The sequence below is a fragment of the Nostoc sp. NMS9 genome, from assembly GCF_017114995.1.
Lineage (GTDB): Bacteria > Cyanobacteriota > Cyanobacteriia > Cyanobacteriales > Nostocaceae > Nostoc.
This window is the reverse complement of record NZ_JABXKL010000051.1, coordinates 1-24,045: the sequence shown is the minus strand read 5'-3', so window position 1 is coordinate 24,045 and position 24,045 is coordinate 1. Positions and strand designations below refer to the sequence as shown.

The 24,045-nt window shown below is 42.4% G+C and carries 28 protein-coding genes; 14 read left to right on the top strand and 14 right to left on the bottom strand.

The window, feature by feature from the left end; all coding sequences use genetic code 11:
• Positions 1-23 precede the first annotated feature (23 nt).
• Together HWQ40_RS16205 and yidD are read right to left on the bottom strand one after the other, a co-directional pair.
• The gene (locus HWQ40_RS16205; protein WP_292779534.1) at positions 24-251 is read right to left on the bottom strand and encodes a hypothetical protein; all 228 of its coding nucleotides are present in this window, start codon (positions 249-251) and stop codon (positions 24-26) included.
• A gap of 199 nt (positions 252-450) precedes the next feature.
• Positions 451-687 (bottom strand): membrane protein insertion efficiency factor YidD, encoded by a 237-nt coding sequence (gene yidD, locus HWQ40_RS16200; protein WP_292779533.1) that lies wholly within the window; start codon positions 685-687, stop codon positions 451-453.
• Positions 688-748: 61 nt separating this feature from the next.
• On the opposite strand from yidD, the gene HWQ40_RS16195 reads away from it, so the two are divergent.
• Together HWQ40_RS16195 and HWQ40_RS16190 are read left to right on the top strand one after the other, a co-directional pair.
• Positions 749-1,450 carry a diacylglycerol/polyprenol kinase family protein gene (locus HWQ40_RS16195; protein ID WP_292779532.1) on the top strand — a complete coding sequence of 234 codons (702 nt, stop codon included), beginning with the start codon at positions 749-751 and terminating at the stop codon, positions 1,448-1,450.
• A 119-nt stretch (positions 1,451-1,569) separates the two neighbouring features.
• Positions 1,570-2,244, top strand: coding sequence for a hypothetical protein (locus HWQ40_RS16190; protein ID WP_292779530.1), 675 nt, complete (start codon positions 1,570-1,572; stop codon positions 2,242-2,244).
• Between the two features lie 200 nt (positions 2,245-2,444).
• Here the strand turns inward: HWQ40_RS16190 and HWQ40_RS16185 are convergent, their stop codons facing one another.
• The gene (locus HWQ40_RS16185) at positions 2,445-3,371 is read right to left on the bottom strand and encodes an alpha/beta fold hydrolase (RefSeq protein WP_292779529.1); all 927 of its coding nucleotides are present in this window, start codon (positions 3,369-3,371) and stop codon (positions 2,445-2,447) included.
• 468 nt (positions 3,372-3,839) lie between these two features.
• Between HWQ40_RS16185 and HWQ40_RS16180 the strand changes: the two genes are divergently transcribed.
• The 5 genes from HWQ40_RS16180 (at position 3,840) to HWQ40_RS16160 (ending at position 7,487) form a co-directional block, all read left to right on the top strand.
• Positions 3,840-4,394, top strand: coding sequence for a thioredoxin family protein (locus HWQ40_RS16180; protein WP_292779527.1), 555 nt, complete (start codon positions 3,840-3,842; stop codon positions 4,392-4,394).
• 71 nt (positions 4,395-4,465) lie between these two features.
• On the top strand, positions 4,466-5,194 hold the full coding sequence (gene pyrH, locus HWQ40_RS16175; RefSeq protein WP_069074277.1) for a UMP kinase: 729 nt from the start codon (positions 4,466-4,468) through the stop codon (positions 5,192-5,194).
• Positions 5,181-5,729: a ribosome recycling factor gene (frr, locus tag HWQ40_RS16170; RefSeq protein WP_292779525.1), complete on the top strand. Its 549-nt coding sequence runs from the start codon at positions 5,181-5,183 to the stop codon at positions 5,727-5,729. Before pyrH ends, frr begins: the two co-directional genes overlap by 14 nt.
• Positions 5,730-5,863: 134 nt before the next feature.
• Positions 5,864-6,985, top strand: a complete 1,122-nt coding sequence (locus HWQ40_RS16165; RefSeq protein ID WP_292779523.1) for a geranylgeranyl reductase family protein — start codon at positions 5,864-5,866, stop codon at positions 6,983-6,985.
• A gap of 76 nt (positions 6,986-7,061) precedes the next feature.
• Entirely contained in the window at positions 7,062-7,487 is a 426-nt protein-coding gene (locus tag HWQ40_RS16160) for a hypothetical protein (RefSeq protein WP_292779522.1), read from the top strand.
• Positions 7,488-7,505: 18 nt separating this feature from the next.
• Here the strand turns inward: HWQ40_RS16160 and HWQ40_RS16155 are convergent, their stop codons facing one another.
• From HWQ40_RS16155 to HWQ40_RS16145, 3 genes are all read right to left on the bottom strand, one after another.
• The gene (locus tag HWQ40_RS16155) at positions 7,506-7,745 is read right to left on the bottom strand and encodes a Uma2 family endonuclease (protein ID WP_292779521.1); all 240 of its coding nucleotides are present in this window, start codon (positions 7,743-7,745) and stop codon (positions 7,506-7,508) included.
• 188 nt (positions 7,746-7,933) lie between these two features.
• Complete coding sequence (locus HWQ40_RS16150) at positions 7,934-8,167, bottom strand: EF-hand domain-containing protein (RefSeq protein WP_292779520.1); 234 nt, start codon at positions 8,165-8,167, stop codon at positions 7,934-7,936.
• 380 nt (positions 8,168-8,547) lie between these two features.
• Entirely contained in the window at positions 8,548-8,712 is a 165-nt protein-coding gene (locus HWQ40_RS16145) for a hypothetical protein (RefSeq protein WP_292779519.1), read from the bottom strand.
• Between the two features lie 101 nt (positions 8,713-8,813).
• On the opposite strand from HWQ40_RS16145, the gene lysS reads away from it, so the two are divergent.
• Positions 8,814-10,352 (top strand): lysine--tRNA ligase, encoded by a 1,539-nt coding sequence (lysS, locus tag HWQ40_RS16140; protein WP_292779516.1) that lies wholly within the window; start codon positions 8,814-8,816, stop codon positions 10,350-10,352.
• Between the two features lie 146 nt (positions 10,353-10,498).
• On the opposite strand, the gene purF is transcribed toward lysS, so the two are convergent.
• From purF to apcD, 5 genes are all read right to left on the bottom strand, one after another.
• The gene (gene purF / locus HWQ40_RS16135) at positions 10,499-11,998 is read right to left on the bottom strand and encodes an amidophosphoribosyltransferase (protein WP_292779513.1); all 1,500 of its coding nucleotides are present in this window, start codon (positions 11,996-11,998) and stop codon (positions 10,499-10,501) included.
• 424 nt (positions 11,999-12,422) lie between these two features.
• A complete protein-coding gene (gene purL, locus HWQ40_RS16130; protein ID WP_292779510.1) occupies positions 12,423-14,828 on the bottom strand; it encodes a phosphoribosylformylglycinamidine synthase subunit PurL in 2,406 nt (801 codons plus the stop codon).
• 43 nt (positions 14,829-14,871) lie between these two features.
• Positions 14,872-15,264, bottom strand: a complete 393-nt coding sequence (locus HWQ40_RS16125) for a type II toxin-antitoxin system death-on-curing family toxin (protein WP_292779507.1) — start codon at positions 15,262-15,264, stop codon at positions 14,872-14,874.
• On the bottom strand, positions 15,251-15,565 hold the full coding sequence (locus HWQ40_RS16120) for a hypothetical protein (RefSeq protein WP_292779504.1): 315 nt from the start codon (positions 15,563-15,565) through the stop codon (positions 15,251-15,253). Before HWQ40_RS16120 ends, HWQ40_RS16125 begins: the two co-directional genes overlap by 14 nt.
• Before the next feature lie 714 nt (positions 15,566-16,279).
• Entirely contained in the window at positions 16,280-16,765 is a 486-nt protein-coding gene (apcD, locus tag HWQ40_RS16115; protein WP_292779501.1) for an allophycocyanin subunit alpha-B, read from the bottom strand.
• A 169-nt stretch (positions 16,766-16,934) separates the two neighbouring features.
• On the opposite strand from apcD, the gene rlmD reads away from it, so the two are divergent.
• On the top strand, positions 16,935-18,341 hold the full coding sequence (gene rlmD, locus HWQ40_RS16110; protein WP_292779499.1) for a 23S rRNA (uracil(1939)-C(5))-methyltransferase RlmD: 1,407 nt from the start codon (positions 16,935-16,937) through the stop codon (positions 18,339-18,341).
• A gap of 394 nt (positions 18,342-18,735) precedes the next feature.
• The gene (locus HWQ40_RS16105) at positions 18,736-19,185 is read left to right on the top strand and encodes an anti-sigma regulatory factor (protein ID WP_094348589.1); all 450 of its coding nucleotides are present in this window, start codon (positions 18,736-18,738) and stop codon (positions 19,183-19,185) included.
• A 79-nt stretch (positions 19,186-19,264) separates the two neighbouring features.
• Here the strand turns inward: HWQ40_RS16105 and HWQ40_RS16100 are convergent, their stop codons facing one another.
• A complete protein-coding gene (locus tag HWQ40_RS16100) occupies positions 19,265-19,540 on the bottom strand; it encodes a DUF6439 family protein (RefSeq protein ID WP_292779496.1) in 276 nt (91 codons plus the stop codon).
• A gap of 128 nt (positions 19,541-19,668) precedes the next feature.
• Here HWQ40_RS16100 and HWQ40_RS16095 point away from each other — a divergent pair, with 128 nt between their 5' ends.
• The 4 genes from HWQ40_RS16095 (at position 19,669) to HWQ40_RS16080 (ending at position 22,102) form a co-directional block, all read left to right on the top strand.
• A complete protein-coding gene (locus HWQ40_RS16095; protein ID WP_292779493.1) occupies positions 19,669-20,031 on the top strand; it encodes a hypothetical protein in 363 nt (120 codons plus the stop codon).
• 2 nt (positions 20,032-20,033) lie between these two features.
• Positions 20,034-21,425 carry an asparagine--tRNA ligase gene (gene asnS / locus HWQ40_RS16090; RefSeq protein ID WP_292779490.1) on the top strand — a complete coding sequence of 464 codons (1,392 nt, stop codon included), beginning with the start codon at positions 20,034-20,036 and terminating at the stop codon, positions 21,423-21,425.
• 84 nt (positions 21,426-21,509) lie between these two features.
• Complete coding sequence (locus tag HWQ40_RS16085; RefSeq protein ID WP_292779488.1) at positions 21,510-21,740, top strand: DUF2281 domain-containing protein; 231 nt, start codon at positions 21,510-21,512, stop codon at positions 21,738-21,740.
• Complete coding sequence (locus HWQ40_RS16080) at positions 21,734-22,102, top strand: type II toxin-antitoxin system PemK/MazF family toxin (protein WP_292779486.1); 369 nt, start codon at positions 21,734-21,736, stop codon at positions 22,100-22,102. The genes HWQ40_RS16085 and HWQ40_RS16080 overlap by 7 nt, the downstream gene beginning before the upstream one ends.
• 523 nt (positions 22,103-22,625) lie before the next feature.
• On the opposite strand, the gene HWQ40_RS16075 is transcribed toward HWQ40_RS16080, so the two are convergent.
• Complete coding sequence (locus tag HWQ40_RS16075; protein WP_334985565.1) at positions 22,626-22,904, bottom strand: zinc-binding dehydrogenase; 279 nt, start codon at positions 22,902-22,904, stop codon at positions 22,626-22,628.
• A 33-nt stretch (positions 22,905-22,937) separates the two neighbouring features.
• The gene (locus HWQ40_RS16070) at positions 22,938-23,849 is read right to left on the bottom strand and encodes a hypothetical protein (protein ID WP_292779554.1); all 912 of its coding nucleotides are present in this window, start codon (positions 23,847-23,849) and stop codon (positions 22,938-22,940) included.
• Positions 23,850-24,045: the final 196 nt, after the last annotated feature.

Genomic DNA, 24,045 nt, shown 5'->3' with positions numbered 1-24,045 from the left:
TTGGATTACATTACCAAGGTAATCTAAACAGGTTCCGGTATGGTTTGGGGAATTGGTGCTGGAACTGTTTGAGGAATGGGAGCAGGTACTGGTTCTGGTACAGGCCCCGGTAAGGGTTGGGGTATTGCTGGCCCCGGTACAGGTTCGGGACTAGGTAGTGGATTAGGCTCAGGATTGGGACTAGGTAGCGGGTTCGGACCAGGAGTAGGAATTTGTGGTTCGGGTATAGAAATCGCAGTAAGATTAATCATGAGAAGTCTAAATTAAATTATTCAACCTTCCCACGCTAGATGACAACCTCAGCTATTGACATCTCCCCAAATAGCTATACCCACGAACACATCCTTTAATAATTTACCGCTCTTGTCATTTTCAGCGTCCCTCTGCGCTTCCCTCCGCGCCCCTTTGCGTTTAAACTCCAATCCTCAATTCGCCACCATTTGTACTAAATTATTGCTCCTTAACCTTTTCTACCACCTCTGGCACTGGATCGTAACCACCTGGATGAAACGGATGACAGCGTAAAATCCGCCGAGTTGCCATCCAGCTACCACGTAACACTCCAAATCGTTCAATAGCTTCAATAGCATACATCGAACAAGTTGGTTGAAAGCGACAAGTCGGGAGAAACAACGGCGAGATAAACATTCGGTAGCCCCGAATCAGCCAAATCAATAATAATTTCATTGCAGCTACCCAAATCTTATAAATTAGTAACAGGGGTAAAAATTCTCATTTTGTTGCATCTTTGTTAATTACATTTTCTGACTTCACCTCAATTCCGGTTTTCTGGCTGCAAATTGCGTTGGCTGCAATCTGGGTGTTACTCATCCTTCTAATTGCATGGGTGGTAAACCGCTTCGCCAACGAGCCAGAAATCGTGCGGAAGATAGTTCATATTGGCACTGGTAATGTGATTTTAATCGCTTGGTGGCTAGATATTCCCGCTAGCGTAGGGATTACAGCTTCTATTTTAGCGAGTGCAATCACTTTATTATCCTACCGATTGCCCATTCTTCCTGGTATTAATAGTGTTGGACGGCAAAGCTTAGGGACATTTTTTTACTCTGTCAGTTTCGGTATTTTAGTTGCCTGGTTCTGGTACTTGCAACAACCCCAGTACGCAGCACTCGGAATTTTGGTAATGACTTGGGGAGATGGATTAGCAGCCTTAATTGGGCAACGCTTTGGTACACACAAGTATAAAGTTTTTGGGGCAGAAAAAAGTTGGGAAGGCTCCCTAACTATGATGCTCGTTAGCTATGTTGTCTGTAGTTTGATTCTAGTTGGAACTCAAGGAAACAGTTGGCAAACTTGGGCGATATCGCTGATAGTGGCAGTTATAGCTACTGCTTTAGAGGCTGTTTCATTTTTGGGTATTGACAATTTAACAGTTCCTTTGGGTAGTGCAGCCCTTGCTTTCTTCTTAAGTCAGTTAGTTTTGAGTTAGTAATTGCCTTGAGTACTAAGGGACTGATAAAGAAATAAAATACTAGCTATTCTAGAAGATAGGAAGCGCCGAACTGTCCACGTCTACTCTAAGTGTCTAGACTTGGAATCGCTGTTTTTATGCTCATTGACGCGATCAAATCTATCTTCAGAGACGCAGCCGAGAAACCAACTGGAAAGCGCAAACGAGATTTCATGGCAGATATTCCAAAACCACAAAATAGTAGAGTCATATTAAGGAAAGATGAAGAGTCTCTGGAAATCATCTTTCCCTCACCAGGACTTAGCAAAGCTTATGTGACTCTAATTACCTTTGGGGTAATGTTTATGATTCCTAGTATAACCTTGGTTGCAATTCTCTTTGGTATTTATTGGGCTGATTTGTCTTCTAAAATTGTCTTAGCTTTATTCTCTATTCCTTGGTGGACTTTTGCCGTAGCCATGTTCTTTATATTTGCCAATTATATTGTCAAGATATTGGCAAATACACGACTAGAGATTAATCAGCAAAAAATTTCTTTAAGTCATGAAATCTGGGGAGTGAAGATATATGAAGATAACTCTAATCACAGGCAAGATATTAACAAATTAGAACGTATTAAACGTCATATAAAACTTAATTCTTTACCTGACTATGCACCTGACTACTTGGGTAGTATATATGAATCTGAAATTATTATTTTTGCTGGGGAATATAAATACAGAATTTCTATATCTTTGGTGTCTGAAGATGAACTTGATTGGTTAGCTACTGAACTAAGTGACTGGCTAGGATTACCCATTCATAAAGACTAATTAAATTAATTTTGTATGTAAACAACGAGAGTATGGGTAATTAATAATACTCAAATCATCAAGCCTAACCAAGCTACTACATATACTTATAATTTTTCAAAAACCAAATATGATTTCTGTATTTTCCCTTTAACTTATTGCAGAAGAAGAATCAATTTTCAATATACATTCTATAAATTTGGGGGTTAGCTTGATGTAAATTATTCCTCTAGCTTTGCCGAGTCTATTACTGTCTTTTGCTCCAAAATCCAATCGAGTAAAATCGGATTGACTAACTCCGGCGCTTCATCCTGTGGACAATGTCCCACTCCCTCTAAAGGAATAAACTTTTCTACTTGCGGAAAGTTAGCTAATTCTCTTCCTAATTTAATTGGTTCCCACGGATCGGCCGTTCCCCACAAAATAATCACAGGACAAGCTAACAGTGGTAAAAGTTCTTCAGGTAGTGGCCCTGTAGAATAAGAAGTAAAGGCAAGAAACACAGCACCAGCCCCCGGATCGCTTGCTGGTGAAGTGAGAATATCTACCAACTCATCTGTCACCATCTCAGCATTCGCATAAGCTTGCAGCAGAATTTTCCGCACTGTTTTCGGTTTGGCGAGTTGATTGAAAAAGAAATCACCAACTGGTTTGATAGATAATAGACGTTGCAGTAGAGGCGCTCCGTAACGACGAGATAAAGGTAAAGTTACCCGTTTGCGATCGTGCAACAACCGTAAAGAACAGTTGAGCAAAGCAACTCCCAAGGCAATATCTGGGTTGCTTACTGCTGATTGCATAGCTACAATACAGCCAATGGAATTTCCGACTAAAAAAGCTGGCTCACCCACTACTTCACGGCAAAAATCTGCTACTTGCTGTCCCCAGGTTTCTAGTGTGTAAGTAATTTTTTCACCAGGTTGAGGTTTTGCAGAAGCGCCAAAACCAATCAAATCGATCGCATAAACACGGCAATTTTCCGCTAATACGGGAATATTTTTTCGCCAGTGCCACCAAGAAGCACCAAATCCATGCACCAGGACAACAGCTGGCCCAGTAGTTCCTTGGGTTTGATAGCAGATTGGAAAATCTTGCCAAATCCAGGTTTTTGTAGAGTTAAGTGATGTTTTTGAACTTGAGGTTGTCATGGTAAATTTGATGTAAACAATGCTAAAAGTTTTTCAGCAGCAAGGCACAAGTAAAATTATTTTTAATTTGCATAAAATTTATCAGATTTTCAAAATACATCCTTTGCTCTAGTGATAGCCTATACATATACCACAAAAGCTTCTAGGCTGATAATACTAGCATCAAGCTGATAATTTTATCCAGTGTAGAGAGTTTTCGTCTTTTTGATAGAGGTAATTTACTCACAACTGAGATTATGTCAGTATTAGGAATCATAACTTCTCTAATATGAGTAATATTTGGGCTATTTTGTAGATGTGAGTGAATTAGCATCAGTTCTATATTCAGTAGTTTCACAATTTACGATCGCAAATTGGGTCTATAAGATTGGCGAATATGAGGCATCGGCTAAGGGGTGGTTTGCAACTGGAAACTGACGCTGAATTTAACAATATTTTTCTTGTTCCTAGTTCTGCGAGCCAGAAATTATGAATCTACTAGAAACAATTGATACTCCCATTGGGAGCTACGCACCAGATTTTGAATTGCCAGGAATTGATGGTCAAGTACACCATCTCAGGCGTTATCTTGAGAAGTTCCGAGCAGTCGGCGTTATTTCCATGTGTAACCACTGCCCTTATGTCGACCGGTATTTAGGCAGACTAAAAAACATTCAAGCCGAATTTGCCCCAAAAGGCTTCACACTAATTGGACTGAATGGTAGTAATGTTGACTACGACACTAGGTCAAGCTTTGAAAACATGAAAGCTTTTGCCCTACGTCACCAGTTGAACTTCCCCTACCTGTGGGACTCAACGCAAGATGTAACCGGTAGTTTCGGTGCAACAAAAACACCAACGGCTTTTCTCATCGATACTAATGGTATAGTCCGTTACAAAGGTAAAATTGATAATCATCCCCAAGAACCATTATCAGTGGGAGAGAATTATTTGAAAACTGCGATCGCTTCTCTGTTTAAAGGTGAAGAAATAGCCATACCACAAACAGAACCAGTCGGCACTACATTGATTTGGCGTAACTAGACATAGATAGTCCCTGTAACTGCTATCTTAAATTGGAGGCAATTGCAACTTTTTTGATAAAGCGTAACTTCATGGGAACGAATTACCGACGGGTTTTACTCAAACTGAGCGGTGAAGCCTTAATGGGCAACATGGGCTATGGCATTGATCCCGAAGTGGTCAAAGGAATAGCACAAGAATTAGCAGAGGTGATAGCCACTGGTACTCAAATCGCCATAGTTGTTGGCGGCGGCAATATTTTTCGTGGCGTCAAAGCAGCGTCAGCGGGGATGGACAGGGCAACCGCTGACTATATCGGGATGATTGCCACGGTAATGAATGCCATGACGCTGCAAGATTCGCTAGAACGCATAGGAGTACAGACGCGAGTACAAACTGCGATCGCTATGCAAGAATTAGCGGAACCGTATATCCGTCGTCGTGCCATCCGTCATCTTGAAAAAGGGCGGGTGGTAATTTTTGGTGCTGGTTCTGGAAATCCCTTTTTTACTACAGATACTACTGCGGCATTAAGAGCCGCAGAAATTGATGCTGAGGTAATTTTTAAAGCCACCAAAGTAGATGGAGTATATGATGCCGATCCTCATATTTATCCTGACGCCAAGCGTTACAATAGCTTAACCTACGCGCACGTTTTAGCCAAAGATTTGCGGGTGATGGATAGTACTGCGATCGCCTTGTGTAAAGAAAATAATATCCCAATTCTAGTATTTGACCTAACGGTGCGAGGTAACATCCACCGAGCAGTCTTGGGAGAATCCATCGGCACCCTTGTGGGAGGTTCTTGTGAAATTAGCTGAAGCTGAAAGTACGATGCAAAAAACCGTTGAGGCAACTCAACGAGCTTTTAACTCGATTCGCACTGGTCGCGCCAATGCGAGTCTATTAGATAAGGTATTAGTGGACTATTACGGTTCGCCTACTTCCTTAAAATCACTGGCAAATATTAGCACGCCGGATGCTACGACAATCTTAATTCAACCCTACGAGCGCAACACCCTAAACATCGTTGAGAAGGCTATTTCCCTCTCAGATGTGGGTTTAACACCCAGTAACGACGGTTCTGTAATCAGGTTGAATATTCCGCCCTTAACGAGCGAACGCCGTAAAGAATTCGTCAAAATGGCATCCAAGTATGCTGAAGAGGGTCGTGTTGCTATTCGCAACATTCGCCGCGATGCCATAGACGCCATTCGCAAACAGGAAAAAGCCTCTGAAATCTCCAAAGATGAATCAAAAGACCAACAAGACAACTTGCAAAAACTGACAAACGAGTATAACGCCAAAATAGACGCGCTGTTGGCAGAAAAAGAAAAAGACATCACGACTGTTTAAAGTCTAAAGTCTTAAGCATAAAGGCTGAAGGATAATGGATAAATTCTTCAGCCTTTATCATTTCTTAGGTATCTAACAAAAATTGATCGAGTATCTCAATAGAAAATAAACTAATTCTGGAGCAAAAATTCAATATGTACGACTGCATCATCGTCGGCGCTGGGCCAGCTGGTGGAACAGCTGCATATCATTTAGCCAAACAAGGTCGCTCAGTATTAGTGTTGGAAAAAGAATCTCTGCCAAGATATAAACCTTGTGGTGGTGGTGTATCTCCAGCGATCGCTCAATGGTTTGACTTTGATTTTAGCCCAGCGATTTCTGTGAAAGCCAACTCCCTTCGTTTTACCTGGAAATTGGGCGACCCCGTGGAAGCAAAAATCGCCACCAAAGAACCAGTCTGGATGGTGCGACGAGATATTTTTGACCATTTCCTAGTGCAGCAAGGACAGAAGCAAGGGGCTGAACTACGAGATAGTACGGAAGTAACTGGTATTGAATTTCAAAGTGACTATTGGCAAGTTAACACAGTTAATGGCCCAGTTACAGGTCGCTATTTAATCGCGGCTGATGGTGCCAAAGGATCAATGGCAAAATGGCTAGGTTTCAAAGAACGTAAACGTTTGCTCACAGGGGCTTTAGAGGCAGAAATCCCTGGCATTATAGAAAATCAACCCGTAATTCATTTTGAGTTTGGCTTGGTCAAAAACGGCTATCTCTGGAACTTCCCCAAAGCTGATGGTTATTCCATAGGTGTCGGGACGTTTATTGGTCGTCAACCCCAGGACTTCAAAAAGATTTTGGATGAGTACGCCAAATCGTTGAATGTAGACCTCAAAACCGGCAAACAATATGGTCATCCCCTATGTATTTGGGATGGTAATCAAAAGCTGCACACCCAAAATGCGGTTTTAGCTGGGGAAGCTGCTTGTGTGGTTGATCCCATGACAGCAGAAGGCATTCGCCCCTCAATTTTTAGTGGTTTACTCGCAGCCGCAACCATTAATGAAGCACTTTCTGGTGACACTAACGCTTTAGAAAAATATAGCGAAGCCATTAATGAAGAGTTGGGTGCTGAAATGGCTTGGGCGCAAAAATTAGCTGGAGCATTCTATCGGTTTTCCAACATTGGCTACAAAGTTGGTGTTAAGCATCCCTCGGCTCCCCAGATCATGGGTAAGATTATGTGTGGAGAACTGCGGTATGGCGATGTTGCTGGTCGTGCCCTGAAGCGTTTAATTTCTGGTTTTGGAGGTTAATTAACCAGATAAGTTACTTGAGCAACTTGTTAAAGGTAGGCAAACTTCCGCCAGATTGTACTAGGTATTTCTCAATATGGCAATTTACTTGACAAAACGGCTGTCTATGTTCGCTAATATTCTTGCTCTTGTCCTCTTCATGCCGGGAATTGCCTTAGCTGCACCCGTTCAAATTAATACGACTTATGGTGTTATTTTTGCCCAAAGTACCAAAACTGCAAGCTACTCCACCTCGTCGGACATTAGGCTAACTCCCTTACAACGCCAGGAACTCCAGGCTGTGCGTCAGAGAAGAAATAGGGAAGTTGCGGCAGTGTTAAACTCATCTCAGCGTGACCAACTTAATCACAATCTCCGGGCTGGTAATAATATCAAGCAAGCGCTAGAAAAACTAAATTTACAACCAGAACAGCAAGATTTGGTAAAGGCGATCGTGCAATTTACTAACTTGAAAATGAAAGCTATTTCATCTAGACATTTGCTGACAATAGGAGAGAAATAAAGGTTGGATTTGTAGAACTTATGGAAACAACTGACTAATCTGGACTTCAATTTCTGGAAATGCAATCAAGGATAACGTTGCATTTTTCTGCAAAATAAATTCAAGATTGTAACCTTTCAAGCTTGGTTCGCGGAAAACATAAACCTGACGCTGATTCACATCCAAAATCCAGTAGTCAGCAATTCCTGCTGTAGTATAAAGAGGCACTTTTTGTTTGCGATCTGTCTCTAATGTTGAATAGTCAAAACCATTAACCAATCGAAAACCCTCACAGAGGTGGCTACAGAGTCGATGGTAGGTTATTACTAGCTAGAATGAATTCTTGAGGATAGCAAAGTGTCACTAAGGAGCAAATAAAGGCAAATCCCTCAATAGTTGCCTAGAGAGGGATTTAGTGTGGGCTAGAGAGGGATTTTGGGGTGAGTGTGGCCTTGATTTTTTGACTGCTAGTTTAAATTATTTGCTTTCTCAACTGCTTCCTTTAACTCTTCAAAGGTAATACTACCGTCTTTGTCTGAATCATACTCTACTAGTAACTCCTGGGGACTAGTGGTATTTGTTTCTGATGAGATGATTGCACTTAAGCCAGGACTTAAAAAAAGATCATTAATGGAGATTTTGCCGTCTTGATCGCCATCTAAGGTATTAAAAAGAGATTGAAGCTCTTGCTCGGTTGTCATAAGTTTCTATCTGAATTGATTTTTCAATTTAATATCTCAAAATCTTGACAAAGACGCAAGGACAGTTAAGACAGTTAAGGAAAATTTAATGAAATTTTTATACTTGGCAATGTTTTTTTATAAGAGACTTGACCGCCCACTATAGATTTTTCAACACGCTATGTATACAGTAAAATATACTACTAAAAACTGTCAAGTATTAAGCAAAAAAAAATTACAGTTATGTGTGGGATGTCGGGAAATGGGAGTACTATGGCCCGTGGGAGAGTGTGGCAACAAGATTTTAGCGATATCTGGCTCAGGTTCGGAGTATTGGCTCAACTGAATGGGATTTTGCACCCGAACTAAGGCAACTTCTACTAGCGATCGCTTGAGATAATTCAGATGCACACTAGTGTTGTCGCTGCATGAAGGGGATTTTTGGCACTCATCGGGATAACTTGCCCATCAATCAGTTCTACTCGTTCATCCTCTGTAATAATACTGGTTTCAAACATGCGGTGATATTCGTTTACAGTCCACAAGCGCACTCTAGTTTGTGTCATTGTATTTCCTTTAGCCATCGCACATCACTTTTAGGCGATTATCCCTTACTCTCAACTTTGGCAGCATCTATAATTAATCTTGCCCTATTTAGTTCGTTATCATGTCGGAAGAAGATATCCGAGCCGCGAGGCTGGAGAAAGTAGAACAACTCAAGCAGCTAGGGACTAACCCTTATGCCTATCGTTGGGAATCTACCCATCATGCAGCGCAGTTGCAAGAAAAGTTTGCCGATTTAGTCAGTGGTGAAGAAGTTGATTTAGAAGTTGCCATAGCCGGACGCATTATGGCGCGTCGCGTTTTCGGTAAATTGGCTTTCTTCACCTTGCAAGATGAAACCGGTACAATTCAGCTTTATCTGGATAAAAATCGCATCCAAGAAGGTATGGCAGATATTGATGCTGATGCCTTCAATCACCTGAAGCAACTTACAGATGCAGGCGACATATTAGGAGCCAAAGGTACTATTAAACGGACTGAAAAGGGCGAGTTATCTGTCTACGTTAAACAATATACTATCCTCACTAAATCCCTGTTGCCCCTACCCGACAAGTGGCATGGATTAACGGATGTTGCCAAGCGCTATCGTCAACGCTACGTTGACTTGATTGTTAACCCGGAAGTGCGGCAAACTTTCCGCCGTCGTGCCCAAATTACTGCCGGTATTCGCCGCTATTTGGAACAGCGGGATTTTCTGGAAATTGAAACACCGGTTTTGCAAAGTGAGACTGGAGGTGCAGACGCACGTCCATTTATCACTTACCACAACACTTTAGAAATGGAGTTGTATCTGCGAATTGCTACAGAACTTCATCTCAAACGGCTGATTGTGGGTGGTTTTGAAAAGGTGTTTGAATTGGGGCGAGTTTTCCGCAATGAGGGAATTTCGACTCGACACAATCCCGAATTTACAACGATTGAAATTTACCAAGCCTACGCCGACTACAACGATATGATGGCGCTGACAGAAGGGATTATTACTACTGTTGCCCAAGAGGTACTCGGCACATTGGAAATCACCTACCAAGGGGAACCAATAGATTTAACACCACCTTGGCGGCGGGTGACAATGCACGATTTAGTTAAAGAATTTACGGGCTTGGATTTTAATTCCTTCCAAACTTTGGAAGAAGCAAAAACAGCAGGCAAAAATGCTGCTATTCCTGGTGTAGATGAAGCCCAATCAATTGGTAAGTTACTAAATTTAGCCTTTGAAGAGAAAGTAGAAGCTAATTTAATTCAACCTACCTTTGTAATTGATTACCCTGTAGAAATTTCGCCCCTAGCAAAACCTCACCGTTCTGTACCTGGTTTGGTAGAACGATTTGAGTTATTTATAGTCGGGCGAGAAACTGGGAATAGCTTCTCAGAACTTACCGATCCTATCGATCAAAGAGAACGCTTAGAAGCACAAGCGGCGCGGAAAGCTGCTGGCGACTTAGAAGCCCAAGGTGTAGATGAAGACTTTCTGACTGCTTTGGAATATGGTATGCCGCCTACAGGTGGTTTAGGGATTGGAATCGATCGATTGGTGATGTTATTAACTGATTGTGCCAGTATTCGGGATGCGATCGCTTTCCCCTTACTCAAGCCAGAAAAATCAGAATCATCCCCAGATGAAGCCAGCAGTAACAATTCGTAATTGAATAACCTTGCACCTCACTCCTTAATCCCCTCCTCGCTTTCGGGGAGGGGAGACAAAGCCTAGCTTTGGCAGGGTGGGGTTCTTCGGCTTTAATGGGAGTTAAAAGTTATTACTCATCCCTCATCTCCCTAATCCCCCAGTCTTTATACCACTACTTTTTCTAAGATCAGCTTAGAACGTTTCACTTGCTCAGGAATCGCCACGGGATAATCTCCGGTGAAGCAGGCAGAACAGAAACTATTGGTATCTTCTCGTGTCGCTTCTAGCATTCCCTCCCAACTCAGATAGGCGAGGCTGTCTACTTCCAGTTGCTCGGCAATTTCTGCTACTGACTTGGTAGCAGCAATTAGCTGATCCTGAGAATCGGTATCGATGCCATAAAAGCAGGGATGAGTTACAGGCGGAGAAGAAATTCGCATGTGTACTTCTACTGCACCTGCGTCACGTAAGGTTTTGACTAGTTTACGGCTGGTAGTACCCCGTACAATCGAGTCATCTACAATAATTACTCGTTTCCCTGCCAGTACATCTTTGAGGGGGTTGAGTTTCATGCGGATACCCGACTCGCGCATCATTTGGGTTGGCTGAATAAAGGTTCGCCCAACGTAGCGATTTTTAATCAGTCCTTCCATGTAGGCGACACCAGAAGCTTGAGAAAATCCAATGGCAGCAGGTATACCAGAATCAGGAACACCAAAAACAATATCGGCATCTACATTAGATTCTTGAGCTAGTTGCCGCCCTAACCGTATCCGGTAGCTGTACAAACTCTCGTTGTGCATAACGCTATCAGGGCGGGCAAAGTAAATCATCTCAAAGATGCACAATTTCCGCTCGGACTTTTGGCTCCAATGATAAGAAGCTAAACCTTCTTCAGTAATCCAAACTAATTCACCTGGTTCTACGTCTCGCAGGTATTCGGCTCCAATGATGTCTAAACCACAAGTCTCGGAAGCCAAAACGTAACGGACTGGATTACCAGCCAAAGTGCCGATTACCAAGGGGCGGATTCCATTAGGGTCGCGAACACCCATAACGCCGACGGGAGTGCCAATAACTAAACTAAAGGCTCCTTGGCAACGGTGAAATGCCTGAATTGCACCTTCTAGCCAATCAGTGCCCGTATCTATGGCTTCGGCGATCGCAAAAGCGATCATTTCTGAGTCTGTTGTTGTGACTAAGTTACATTTATTCTCAAGCAACTCTTGACGTAATTGCACAGTATTGACTAAATTACCATTGTGTGCAAGAGCTAATGAACCTAAACGGGTTTCTAGTACTGCAGGTTGGGCATTAACTTTGCGGCTAGAACCTGTGGTGGAATAACGAGTGTGACCAACAGCAAGACTACCGGGCAATTGATCCAAGACAGATTCATTGAAAACTTGAGACACCAAGCCCATGTCTTTGTGGAGATGTACCTTTGTACCCTCAAAAGTGGCAATACCAGCTGATTCTTGACCCCGATGCTGGAGGGCATACAATCCAAAGTAGGTCAGTTTAGCAACGTTTTCTCCTGGGGCGTAGATCCCAAAAACACCACAAGCTTCTTCTGGCTTGTCAGGCTGATTTTCATGACTATTGATTGGGTTGTTGGTCTGGTCGGGGTATTCATCCGAAGTGACAGAATGAATAGAAATCATGCTAGCTTTGCTCCTGATGGGGGGGTCAATCAATCTTGGATTTGAGATTGACGATTTTGGATTGATCGCACCGTAGTAAGGATGCGGCTTGGGATTTAAGAATGGCTATTTTAGATTTTTTTGCCCAGTAAGAGCAAAATATGAACTAAAAGCAACGCCCCTAATCGTTCGACTGAGCGTAGCCATACTCCTTCAAAGAAGCAAGCTACGCGTAGCGTTCCGCAGGAAAGTCCAAAATCTAAAATTCAAAATCTAAAATTGGTAGTCAGTCACTGGGATTATATAGATGGCTGCGGAGTTCTTAACAAATCTTTAACCATCCATTAAAACAGTACCGTAAATTTGCTCAGAGACGCTAATAAAAGAGTGAGGAATTAGAAGTGAGGGGTTAGGAGTTATGCTTTTTATTCCTAACTCTTCACTTTCAACTCCTAACTTCTTCAGGGTTAGTGGTATGGATGGCGAGACGTCTGGCGATCGCATGGAAGTAGCGATCATTCATATCTTCGATACTAACTTTGATTAAGGTTTGGTTATCAGTGGTGAAAACCCTCAAACCCGTCTCAAAATTACCAACTACACCCAGTTTCTGCCATTCTCGACTCAGATGTTCCTGTAAATATGATTCCCAAATTTCTTGTTGTGCTGATGCTACAGAAACTAAAATTCTGGCACCACCTTCGGCAAACAACACCTCGTCAAGGCGGTTTAACTGTGTTGGTGCTATTTCTAAATTGATTTCAGCACCAAGATTGCCAGCAAGACAACATTCGGCTATGGCGATCGCCACTCCTCCCTCAGTAGAATCGTGGGCTGAACGTACCCAACCATTACGAATTCCTTCACGACAAACTTTCTGGACGCGACGTTCCAAGTCAAAATCTACCCGTGGTGGTTTTCCGGCAACAGTATTGTGGATAGTGGCTAAATATTCAGATGCTCCCAAACTGATTTTAGATGCCAGAGGCAATCCGAGAAGATAAATCACATCGCCGGATGCTTGCCAACCTTGACCACAAATCTTGGTTATATCAGGAATCAAGCCCACCATACCGACAACAGGAGTGGGATAAATGGGTTGTGGGATGCCTTGAGAATCAAGAGTTTCATTGTACAAAGAGACATTTCCGCCTGTGACTGGTGTTGCCAATTCTCGACAACCTTCCGCCAAACCGCGACAAGCTTCTGCCAATTGCCAGTAACCAATGGGTTTTTCTGGAGAGCCAAAATTTAGGTTATCCGTCACCGCCAGAGGTTCTGCGCCCACACAGCTAAGATTGCGTGCAGCTTCTGCCACTACTGCCTTAGCTCCTTCGTAGGGGTCAAGATAAACATAACGAGGATTACAATCTACCGTAGCCGCAACACCGCGTTGGACATTGTGAATTCTTCTCTGCTCCTCTGCCCCCCCGCTCCTTCGCCCCCTATCCTCTTCAAGGGGGCGCAAACGAATAACAGCTGCATCTGCACCACCTGGCAGCATGACTGTATTATTTTGTACTTGATGGTCATACTGACGATATACCCAATTTTTAGAAGCGATCGTGGGTGTATCGAGCAAAGTTAAGAGAATATCATTCCAACTTTGCAGTCCTCCTGGAAGTTCTATTCCAGCAGTTGTAGAAGGAGGTAGGGAATCAGCAGCCCATTCCCAAGCTTGACGCGCATATTCTGGTGCTTCTGCCAGTAACTCCCGGTTATATAGTGGGGTATTCTCCGCCAAAGCCTCAGCGGGAATTTCTGCTGCTACTTCACCCTGAAAGAGAATTCGCACAATAGGATCAGCGATGACTGCCCCGGCGACAACGGCTTGAAGTCCCCACCGATGGAAAATTTCGATTAATTCTTGCTCGCGCCCTTTATGAGCAACAAACAGCATTCGTTCTTGAGATTCCGAAAGCAGATATTCATAAGGAACCATCCCTATTTCTCTGACGGGAATCTTATCTAAATCTAGTTCAATTCCTACACCGCCTTTTGCCGCCATCTCTGAGGTAGAACAGGTGATTCCCGCTGCTCCCATATCTTGGGCGGCGACAACTGCACCCGTCTTAAATGCCTCCAGACAAGCTTCAATTAACGACTTTTCCAAAAAGGGATCGCCAACTTGCACAGCAGGGCGATCGTCTATGGATTGATCGCTCAATTCTGCACTAGCAAAACTCGCGCCTCCCATGCCGTCGCGCCCAGTGGTGGAACCAACATACAACACGGGGTTGCCTAAGCCAGATGCTCCAGATTTGACGATTTCTCGCGTTTCCATCAACCCTAGTGCCATAACGTTCACCAGAGGATTTCCAGAGTAAGCAGAGTCAAAGTAAACTTCGCCGCCAACGGTGGGTACTCCCACACAGTTACCATAATGAGAGATTCCTGCCACCACACCGCTAAACAGTCGTTGGGTTTTGGGATCTTCTAAGAAACCAAAGCGTAACGAGTTTAATAGGGCAATGGGACGCGCACCCATTGTAAAAATATCTCTGAGAATACCTCCGACTCCCGTTGCAGCTCCTTGAAAGGGTTCTACCGCTGAGGGATGGTTGTGAGATTCAATCTTAAAAGCTAGTTGGAGTCCATCACCCAAGTCTACAACACCAGCATTTTCACCAGGCCCCACCAGGATGCGGGGGCCATCGGTGGGAAATTGTTTGAGTAGAGGTCGAGAATTTTTATAACAGCAATGCTCTGACCACATCACGCCAAACATTCCCAGTTCAGCTTTGTTGGGATGACGGCCTAGCCGACGGACAATTTCTGCGTATTCTTCTGGTTTAAGACCTTCAGCAGCAATTTCTTGGGGGGAAAAGGCTGGTTTTGAGGTTGCAGTCATGGAAGTAATGCACTCTGGGGGGACAGAGCATTATTCTATCGATTTACTTGCCCTGTAAGTACAGTTCCAGAAATGCAGATAATTCTTCTTTGGATATTTCTTTCTGAACTACTTGAATCACCAAGTTGTAAGCTTGCTCTTGAGATAGGTTGAGAGTGTAGCCATTTAAGTTCAAAAAAGTAAGCATAACAGCGAAAACGGTACGCTTATTGCCATCAATAAACGGATGGTTCATTGCTAAATGGTAAAGGTACGCTGCTGCTTGCTTATGAATTGTTGGATGGAGAAGTTCACCGCCAAAAGTAGCTTGAGGTTGTGCTAGTGCTAAATTTAGCAAACCTTCGTCTCTAGCACCTGATGTTCCACCAAATCTTTGAATTTGGCGTTGGTGAATATCTAAGACTTGAGAAATAGTGAGAAATTTAAGAGTCTGCAAGCTGAAGGAATACCTCTTCCCATTTTTTTTCAACTGCTAAGTAAGTCTGCCATACTTCTTCATCTGAGGCAATATGATTTGAGGCAGTATTTTCTAATTTGTCTTCATTTTGTTCAATTTCGCGCAAATATTTGGCAAAATCAGGAATATTTAATAAGATTTTTTCAGTAGCTTCGTTTTCTTCTGTTTTTTGTAGATAAGCAATAATTGCAACTGCTACTCGCAACTTTTCAGGAGAAAGTTGACGCAAACGGCTTTCGGCTTCTGATAAATAATTGCTGTGCTTTTGATCTGTTGCCATCCTTACCCCAAGCTAGGTTTGTTGCAAGACGTTGTGAATCAGTTCTGCTGCTAACTCTAGCTTATCGCGCTGAGTGAGGGCTTCCAGGTCAACAGTAATCGAAGCTTTTAGGCACGGATATCCATCTTACACCAAATGCTTTAGTCTTTAAAGATAACTTGATTTTTTAATCTCAGTGAAATTTCTAGCTCCTTTACTTACGTGAATCTAGTGTCCACTCAGAGATTATTCGGGTATATGCAGTTTAGATGTAACAATCAAGTGACGAGAATCACACATATCGATGATTAGGATCGTCTCCCAGCGATCGGTAACTAGGCATAATTAATGACAACTGAACTCTAGCCGAGTCATTAATAGGGAACACACTTAATAGCCGACAGCCTTAATCAAGGACTGTCGGTTTTTTGTATTTGTCATTAGTCATTAGTCATTAGTCATTAGTCATTAGTTAAATGCCCAATGCCCAATGCCCAATGCTCAATGCCCAATACTTCTCTACGAGAGCTACGCACTCAGTACAAGTGCCCCATGCCCATATCCATAAAATTTCCCCACAACTGGTTGGTAACTTGACAGAGATATTGCCACAGCCACTACCAAATGTGGGGAAGGTATGATCAAATTGGGGATTTTATGCCTATCGAGTGCTAATACCTGGCACTCACTCTAGTAGACCGAAAGTATATTCCTAGAACCAGCACACACTTTGTATTAAGACATCGCTTGAATGATGTAATCAAAGTAAGGTGCTGCTTCGGCAGCGTCTTCTGCACTCAGTAAGCTAAGGGAGGCTGTTTTGAGGGAATTAATCGCTTCTACCATTCCAGGCACGGGAACGCCCAATGAATTGTACATTTCCCGCACACCAATCAAACCGATTTTTTCAATTGGCTCTTTATCACCGGCAAGTACACCATAGGTAATTAGGCGTAAGTACCACCCAAAATCACGGATACATAGAGAGCGTTGGCGTTCACCGTAAGCATTACCTCCGGGGGAGATAAAGTCAGGACGCTTCTGCCAAAGTTGTTTGGTTGCTTCCTGAACTATCTTTTTTTCGTTTTCGGCTAAGGTAGCCACAATCCGCGTCCTTTTTACGCCGGTTTGCAAAAAGTCTTTGATATTTTTAAGTTCGCCACTGCTGGGATAACGCAGTTCGTCGTCAGCTTTGAGAATAACTTGGCTAATTACAGTCATGATTATTGAAATCACCTGAAATATTATCTGTTAGTTTAGCGAGTTGGAGGTACACAAGTGAAGGGATAGGAGCTACTTATGTATTGAATTTATCTGTTTGGGGAAAGTAGGGAGTAGGGAGTAGGCGAAATGAAGGGGACAATGACCAATGACTAATGACAAATGACAAATGACAAAAATAATTTGGCAACAGGGTGAATTAATTGAAGTGACGATCGCTAACCTGAGTGATACAGGCGATGGTGTGGGACGCGCTGATGAACGTGTAGTGTTTGTCCCAGATACTGTCCCAGGCGATCGCGCCATTGTCCGCTTAGTTCATGTTAAACCTAAATACGCCCACGGTAAGCTCCAACAGCTATTGTCACCATCTCCTCACCGTATCCGACCCAGTTGTATTGTGGCTGATAAGTGCGGTGGTTGCCAGTGGCAGCATATTAATTATGATTACCAGCTAGTAGCCAAGCAAAATCAAGTTATTCAAGCTTTGGAACGCATTGGCGGTTTTGCCCAATCACCAGTAGATCCGGTACTCGCCGCCCCTTCTGCTTTCGGCTACCGTAATAAATCTACATATCCTCTGGGCACATCAGCAACAGGACAAGTACAGGCTGGCTACTATCAAAAAGGTAGTCACCAATTAATTAATTTAAATCAATGTCCAGTCCAAGACTCACGATTAAATCCCTTACTTGCCGAAGTTAAACAGGATATTCAACAGCAAGGTTGGCAAATTTACGATGAACAGCGCCACCAAGGAAAAATTCGCCATCTCGGTTTACGCATTGGCCGACACACAGGGGAAATGTTGCTGACTTTGGTGGTGAAGGACTGGAATTTATCAGGAATTGAAACCCAAGCCCAGGAATGGTTAAAGCGCTATCCGCAGTTAGTGGGAGTGTCGCTCAATCGCAACTCTGATCGCACAAATGCTATCTTTGGATCAGAAACCCGTTGCATCGCTGGAGTACCCCACCTGCGTGAAAATTTTGCTGGACTGGAATTTCAAGTACGCCCAGATACGTTTTTCCAAGTGTATACCGAAACAGCAGAGGCACTATTGCAGGTAATTCAATCAGAACTCAATCTTCAAGGGCATGAGTTCCTAGTTGATGCCTACTGTGGTATTGGGACTTTAACTTTACCCCTCGCCAAAAAAGTACGTATTGCTACAGGATTAGAAGTGCAACCAGCAGCAGTAGAACAAGCAATTTTGAATGCCCACCGCAACGGAATTGATAATGTGACATTCCAAGTCGGCGCAGTAGAGAAATTGCTTCCCAAAATGGGCACAATACCAGAAGTAGTAATACTCGATCCGCCACGTAAGGGGTGCGATCGCGCAGTCATAGATACTTTACGGCAATTGAAACCATCTCGGATCGTTTACGTCAGCTGTAAAGTAGCTACCCTCGCCCGTGACCTGAAATTGCTTTGCCAAGATGGGCAATATACCATCACACGGGTACAACCTGCTGATTTTTTTCCTCAAACTGCTCATGTTGAAACTGCCGCCTTTCTTGTGCTATCACATTTTGACAAGGGTAGTAATTCCTTCAAAAAAACTGAAATTTGAAAATTTTAGTCTAGTGCATACTAAAGATGCTAAAATTGAATTAAGCCAAAAATAAAAATTCATTTTGTTTAAATAAATTCAAGTTGCATGGGTTCTTAAAAACATGAAGAAGATTGTGTAAATTATAAATCGGCAACTAACTAGAGTATGACAATACTCTCTAAAATTAACAGCATATTCTTAATTTGCTGACTTCATTATCAAACTTATTCCAGCCGATATTATATACCTAAACAATCCCAATTCATAGTTATAGAGCCAATGCTCCCTAGCATTTTCAAAATTTAGTTTTAAAGACGCAAGTTTGAAGGCAGCATGACCACCTCAAGTTTTATCAGGGTGACTGTAATAGCAAACTGATGTCTAGCTAACTGAAAGCTATGGGGTTTCTCTTGTGATTACTATTTCACTCCGTCCAGTTGGACGTTATTGGGGCACTATTAGTTTTGCCTCAACCCTCTACCTTTGTCCCATCTTAGACTTATTGTTGGCAGAAATTCCAGCACGATTACAAGCAGAACTGCGGCTAGGACTTCAAGAAGCCCTAGTAAACGCAGCTAAACATGGTAATAATCTCGATCCGAGTAAAACAGTTGTAGTTCGTTTTTCCGTAATAGATAATCAATATTGGTGGATAATATCAGACCAGGGTAGTGGCTTTACTCCTTCATCTACTAGTAATGAAGAACCAACAGACTATCTTCCACCAGATGAGTCAGAAAATGGCCGTGGTTTATGTCTTCTGCATCAAATTTTTGATCAGGTAGAGTGGAACCGCAAAGGAACAGAATTGAGGCTTTGTAAACAAATGGAAAATCGCCGGGGATTATCTCTGCGGCGATAACAGGGCTAGTAGAGACGCGATTAATCGCGTCTGGGAAGGGGAGAAAGTTATTGGTTGATTGATTTTTATTGCCTACTCTCTATTTTCCGTGAGTCGGACAGGGAGGGGCACAAATGGAGCGATCTAACCAACCAACTGCTTGTTGTAATCTAGCTTGAGCTTCTTCTGGCTGATTCTTTAAAAGATACACAATTGCTGCTGCCACTTGTTCATTAGCGCGGGAATTGCGGTTAGACTTGAGGCGATGCCAATCATTAGGGGAAATAGTCAGCCTTTCCATAAGGGCTTGAGCTAGTTCCAGAGTAGTAAGTTCATTCAGTTGACTGGTTTTAGGCAGCTGAGTAGATTGAGACATAATTATGAGTGCTGAGTGATGAGTGCTGTTAGCGGAAGCGGGGCGTTTAGCCCGTGCTGAGTCAAAAACTCATAGTTTTAATTTTGACTGTTGGCAGGTCGCATTTAATCTTAGTTTACTACTTGTACATGAAGCCGTCTAAACAATCACAGCCGTCAGCAGAAAATCCCGAACCAGATTTTGAACAAGAACTAGAGGAAGTAGAGCGATCGCTCCTATCCTTGAGAGAACGTTACGATCAAGTGCGACGCGATCGCCAACAACAGGCACAATGGCAACAGCGCCGCGATCAACTAAAGCACAATAAATCTCAGACACCAGAAATCAAAGCAGAGTTACGGCAAATTCAACGGCAGTTGGAAATGCTAGAACTAAACTTAGAAAGCCAGTTGTTTTCTTGGCGTAGCCTCAAAAAACCTTTCTGGCAAGTCGTCCGCTTTGGTGGAATGGGCGTTATCATAGGCTGGATATTAAAGTCTTATGCTGGATAAATATGGTAAATCGACGGATTGCAGAAATATTGCGAAGTGGCCAACCTGATGAGTCCCTCCAAGTGCAAGGCTGGGTGCGGACGAAACGTGAGTCAAAAGGGTTTGCTTTTATTGAAGTCAATGACGGCTCATCACTAGCTAATTTGCAAGTCGTGATTAATCAGGATTTGCCAGATTATGAAGCTATATTGAAAAAATTAAATACGGGTGCTGCTGTCGAGGCCACAGGGGTATTAGTGGCTTCTCTGGGTAAAGGACAGCGAATTGAGTTGAAAGCCGAGACGGTGAAAGTTTACGGAGAAGCTGATCCCGATACATATCCCCTGCAAAAGAAACGCCATTCCTTTGAGTTTCTGCGAACCATTGGACATTTGCGATCGCGTACCAATTCCTTTGGTGCAGTTTTCCGCGTCAGAAATGCTTGTTCAACAGCAATTCACCAATTTTTCCAAGAAAGAGGCTTTTTGTGGGTACACACACCGATCATCACTGCTAGCGATTGCGAAGGCGCGGGTGAACTGTTTAGCGTTACCAGTTTAGATTTAAAGAATATTCCCCGCACAGAAAACCAAGCAGTAGATTACAGCCAAGACTTTTTTGCTAAACCCACATATTTAACAGTTAGCGGCCAGCTGGAAGCAGAAGTGATGGCGATGGCGTTTTCTAACGTCTACACATTTGGTCCTACCTTCCGTGCAGAAAATTCCAACACCTCGCGCCACCTAGCAGAATTTTGGATGGTTGAGCCAGAAATAGCTTTTTGTGACTTAGAAGGTGATATGGATTTAGCTGAGGCGTTTCTCAAACACATTTTTAAATATGTGTTGGAAACTTGCCCAGAAGATATGGAATTTTTCAATGAACGCATTGATAAATCTGTGTTGGCAACAGCCGAAAATATTATTAATAATCAGTTTGAACGCTTAAGTTATACAGAAGCGATCGCACTTTTAGAAAAAGCTGATGTCAAATTTGAATATCCTGTGAGTTGGGGTTTAGATTTACAATCAGAACACGAACGTTACTTAGCTGAACAATTATTTAAAAAGCCTGTGATCGTTACAGATTATCCAGCGCAAATCAAAGCATTTTATATGCGCTTGAATGACGATGAAAAAACCGTCCGCGCAATGGATATTCTCGCACCCAAAATTGGCGAGATTGTTGGCGGTTCCCAGCGCGAAGAACGCCTAGAAGTCTTAGAACGCCGCGTTTTAGCACAAGGGTTAAACCCAGAAGATTTGTGGTGGTATCTCGATTTGCGTCGTTATGGTACTGTCCCTCACGCTGGTTTTGGACTAGGTTTTGAACGGCTCGTGCAATTTATGACTGGTATGGGAAATATTCGTGATGTGATTCCGTTTCCGCGTACACCACAAAGTGCAGAGTTTTAGTTTTAAATTTTAGACCTGGCCATTTCTAATCGCCAGGTTTTTGATTTTTGTGAATAAATAGAAATCCATCTGAAAATATTTATCATGAACATACAAGACCAAACCATTGGTAAAATCCGGCAAATGCCAGAAGATTTAGTTCAGGAAGTAAGTGATTTTATCGACTTCCTATTAATAAAGCATAGCGGTAATAACTGGGAACTATGGCTTCAGTTTAGCGAGTCATTGGAAACAGTGGAATCAGATTTTTCTGACTATTTATCTAATTTAAAAGATTATGAAGAACGCTTGGCGCGTGGAGAAATTCAGTGGTAGATATCTCAAGAGGAGATGTCCTTTTGTGTGATCTCAATCCTGTTATTGGGACAGAACAAGCAGGCATTAGACCTGTTGTAGTAGTGCAAATTGATCGGGCAAATTCTGTTAGTCCCCATACCATTATCGCACCATGCACCTCAAAAATTAGATGCGCTATTTTAGCCTCTCATGTGTTTGTACCTGCTGGTATAGGTGGTTTAAGCCAAGATTCTGTTGTGCTTTGTAAGCAACTTCGGGTTGTTGATAAATCAAGAATTATCAGAGTGATTGATCATTTAGATGATAATTATTTAGATAAGTTGGCAATAGCTTTGTGTACTATCCTTGGCTTAAGGATTATAAACAATAATAATGATTGATAAATATTAGATATTATCACATTATTTGTGTGGTGATGAACCGTTCCCCATGCTAGTTTTAGGTTGGGTTTTTATAACGGGTATAGGAAATATTTGTGATGTGATTCCCTTTCCTCATACACCGCAAAATGCTGAATTTTAGTTTGAAAATTTAAATAATGCGATTAAAAATCGCGTCTATACAAACCAAGTCCGTCTGCGCGAATTAATAAAAACTTTGAAAACTGCGAATGCAGGTTTTGCTTGTGTAGCCGCGTATTTTATAAAGCAATTAATTAAAATTAAGATTTTTTAATCTCTTCTTGTAAAACTTGAACTTGCTCAATAGATAATTCAGTAACTTGAGAGGCGAGATACAATGGTAGACTAAGCCCTAACGTTGATTTTTCTAAGATATTTTTAGTCTCGGTGTTTTTTTGTGACTTTTTTGCCGATTCTCAATCAATCTTAGCGATCGCAATACCTACTCAATTTCTTATGCTTCATATCTAGCAAGCTTTTTGCCTTTTTATAACCATCGAACTCACGTTAATTTGTTGTATATTCTCGGACGGTTTACCAACTCTAGTTCGGATGATAAGTATTCAGAAATATATCCGACGATAACTAATCTACCGCGCCGTGCCAGGTGATCAACACATATATCAAACAACTCACTCCCAACGCATTCATAAACTAAGTCAATGCCTTGGGGATATTCTTTTTTGAGAACTTCATCAAGATTTTCTTGAGAGTAATTAATCGCTCGATGACAGCCAAGCTGCTTGAGAAATTCAACTTTTGCTTGTGATCGACAAGCGATTGATTGTCCTTCCTTTCTTCTGCCGATCTCTGTTCAGCTACTTCCACCCACAATGTACACATAAGAACCCAAATTCTCGTCGTCTGTACCAACCACTACACCGCCTTCTGCACCGGGAACAAGTTCCATAGCTTCAATTTTGTGATAATCAGAGCGGTAGAGAGGAACAAATTGAGAATTTTGCTGCCATACAATTTTGTTGCCACGCAATCCCAAGTAACCAGCGACATACACAGCTGACTGAAATGGGCCATCATCTCCAGCATCACTTGCTGAAGTGATATATACAATTCCTACGGGGTCTACTTTAATATCTGAAATATGGCGAACATTGCCAGATGGAAACGGTACTTTCAGATTGGCAGAACCTGCGAGGGTAATTTGATATTTAGCCAAGTCAAATATTCCCCAAAAAATAGTTGCTGGTTGTTCTCCTTCACCTCGATGCCCCCAAATAGCAATTAATTTACTATCTATATTTTGTAATCCAAATGCTTCAAAATTATTCCCTTGAATAATTTCTGGTAGACTGAATTCTTTGAGAACTGAGATGGTTTTGTTGGCAGGCTCGAACCGGATGTGATAAGCTTTCCCAGAACTGCTTAAAGCGATAAAAGAAGATTTTGTTTTCTCTGGAACAGATGTTAAAGCTTCTAAGTCAATGGGCAATTCTGTATTATTTGGCCAATTCAAGGGGAAATATTCAGGCTGCCTTTTACCTTTAATCGTAATAATTGCTAAACGACCTTGTTTTTTTTGTTTGTTGTCATGGACAATCAGAAAATCGAGCCTATTGCTTTGTTGCTCTATCAAAGCTATACCACTGATACCGAAAGGGATGCCACCGCGAACCGGACGCCAGTCTTGCGCCCAAACTTGCTGGGATATGAATAACAATGCACCTAAGACTACTATATTGATGATTAACCTAACAAACCGAGGCATATTAAAAGGGATTGGGCATTGGGCATTGGGCATTGGGTTAGAAAAACTCTTTCCAGTGCCCCACACTCCGTAAGAGGAGGGTATTAGTCGATGCTCAATCATATCAAATGCAGACAATTTGCACTTGCATCAATCAACCAAGGGACTTGCGAAAAAATAAAGTACCAGCCATTCGAGAATATTTAGGAAGCGCGGA